This window comes from Vibrio sp. YT-16, from assembly GCF_033337405.1.
GTDB classification, from domain to species: domain Bacteria; phylum Pseudomonadota; class Gammaproteobacteria; order Enterobacterales; family Vibrionaceae; genus Vibrio; species Vibrio alginolyticus.
On the sequence record NZ_JAWOQQ010000131.1, the window covers coordinates 1 to 1,119 of the forward strand.

At 43.2% G+C, this 1,119-nt stretch carries 2 protein-coding genes; both read right to left on the minus strand.

Annotation, left to right across the window (positions count from 1 at the left end; genetic code table 11):
• Positions 1-65: 65 nt before the first annotated feature.
• Entirely contained in the window at positions 66-584 is a 519-nt protein-coding gene (locus R7F07_RS25275) for a TadE/TadG family type IV pilus assembly protein (protein WP_005494108.1), read from the minus strand.
• A complete protein-coding gene (locus tag R7F07_RS25280; protein WP_020835429.1) occupies positions 581-1,045 on the minus strand; it encodes a TadE/TadG family type IV pilus assembly protein in 465 nt (154 codons plus the stop codon). Before R7F07_RS25280 ends, R7F07_RS25275 begins: the two co-directional genes overlap by 4 nt.
• Positions 1,046-1,119 lie beyond the last annotated feature (74 nt).

Genomic DNA, 1,119 nt, shown 5'->3' on the forward strand with positions numbered 1-1,119 from the left:
TTTGTTTTTAAACTTTTATATGTTTCGTCATTTATTTTTACTGGTTTCAACATAAAGCTACTCCATTAGCAATCCGTAATAACATTGGCACCTTCAGGCCTTAGTATTCCTAAACTCTCGGCAGGCAATATGGTTTCAAAAGCTGGAGTACTCCCTACTGCATTAATTAAAGCAGCTAAAACAAAAAACTGAAAAGTATAATTAACCGCCCTTGCTCTAACGTATTTGATTTGTGCAAATTGCGCGTTTAACACGTCACTCGACGCAGGTGGTGTGGATAAAAATCCAGAAACATCGACGCTTGCACCAGCTTCATCAAGATAATCAATCTGCAAATTACTGGCGGTGAACCCTGATGGGTAAAGGTTAGACACCGACGGCAAGCTCGGAATGTCATCCCTATCGGCGATGTAACACACGGTCGCAAGCCTTGCAGCTCTTCTGGTGACCTCATTGACCATTTGCACGGAAAAAAAGTACACCGCAAACTCCATGATCAAAAACAGCACCAATATCACCGCCAGCGCTATCAACGAGAACTCAATTTGAGTTACCCCTTTCTGTTTCGCTATTAATCGTTTCATGGACCTGTCCTCATAGACGTGGTCGCTCCAATGCTAAATTGCAAAGAAGTGCTCGAAAAAGGTAAGGTCGAAAAGATTGGCACGTAATTGTAAGTTGCTGACAATGTGACCACTTTATTTGTGTCGGTTGGTTGAGTAATCACAATGTCATCCACGCCAATATAGTCGATTACTGGAGTGGTCGATGCGGTTGGTGAGCCGTATACCACCACGTTTTTGATTTTGGTTTCATCGGCAATACCTTCAAAATCCAACGTGCCGTACGTGTCCACCACCGCATAGCGAGCGCCATTTTGCAGCGCTTTATTGACCTCGGTGTACTGAATAAAAGCACGACAGACATCGATAACCAGAACCGTAAGCATCAACAACACTGGCAATGCGAGAATAAATTCAATAATCGCAAGCCCTTCTTGGTGCCGACCTCTTCTCATTTGAGTTTTGAATTTCAAATACAACATATTAAGAGGCTCCACTGAATGGATCTTTGTATAGCTGGATCCGGTAGAAACCTTTGTCGGTTGGGTCTGTTCCT

Excerpts from the sequence above, each read along its gene's own strand:
- R7F07_RS25275 (WP_005494108.1), bottom strand. The coding sequence starts at position 584 with ATGAAACGATTAATAGCGAAACAGAAAGGGGTAACTCAAATTGAGTTC.
- R7F07_RS25280 (WP_020835429.1), bottom strand. The coding sequence starts at position 1,045 with ATGTTGTATTTGAAATTCAAAACTCAAATGAGAAGAGGTCGGCACCAA.